Source organism: Romboutsia sp. 13368, assembly GCF_018336475.1.
Taxonomy (GTDB): Bacteria; Bacillota; Clostridia; order Peptostreptococcales; family Peptostreptococcaceae; genus Romboutsia.
In genome coordinates, this window is the sequence record NZ_CP048741.1 from 968,955 (window position 1) to 969,700 (window position 746).

Here is a 746-nt window from a genome sequence, read left to right on the forward strand (position 1 = left end):
GACACTAATGTTGGTGAGTTAGGTAGTAACTTATCTGGTGGTGAGAAACAAAGAATAGGTATTGCTAGAGCATTCTTACATGATGCGCCAATGATTTTATTAGATGAGCCAACAAGTAACTTAGATAGTTTAAATGAAGGTATAATATTAAAATCATTAAAAGAAAGTAATGATGGTAAAACTATAGTAATAGTTTCTCATARACAAGTAGAGGGACTTATGGGAAAAGATGAAGATGAAATTTACTTCATTCCAAGAAAAGTTTGTTAGGAGTATATTATGACTAGAATAGAAAAAGAAAAACAAACTATAAATCTTATGATAAATTTATACTGTAAAAAGAAACATAAGCATAAACATAGATTATGTGAAGGTTGTCAAGAATTATTAGATTATGCACATAAAAGGCTTGATTTTTGTAAGTTTGGAAATGAAAAGAGCTTTTGTAGCAAGTGTCCAATACATTGCTATAAAAAGGACATGAGAGCTAAGGTTAAGGATGTTATGAGATTTTCTGGACCTAGGCTTATAATATATAGTCCAATTCAGTTTATCAAACATATATTTGAATAAATAAATTGTACTTAGCTAATTTAAATAAAGATTATAATAAAGATAAAATAAAGCCTATATAAATAATTGATTTAATAAAGTCAATTATTTATATAGGCTGTTTTTGTATATGTATATTTATTAATTTATAAGATTAGTTATTAATAATACATATATTTAAAACATATATTATC

General features: G+C 25.2%; 2 protein-coding genes. Both read left to right on the forward strand.

Annotation, left to right across the window (positions count from 1 at the left end):
* The coding region (locus tag G3997_RS03905) for an ATP-binding cassette domain-containing protein (protein ID WP_296648442.1) at positions 1 to 270 on the forward strand (270 nt) is incomplete at its 5' end.
* 9 nt (positions 271 to 279) lie between these two features.
* Entirely contained in the window at positions 280 to 573 is a 294-nt protein-coding gene (locus tag G3997_RS03910) for a nitrous oxide-stimulated promoter family protein (RefSeq protein ID WP_296648447.1), read from the forward strand.
* Positions 574 to 746 lie beyond the last annotated feature (173 nt).

Coding starts and splice junctions, on each gene's coding strand:
- G3997_RS03910 (WP_296648447.1), top strand. CDS start 280: ATGACTAGAATAGAAAAAGAAAAACAAACTATAAATCTTATGATAAAT.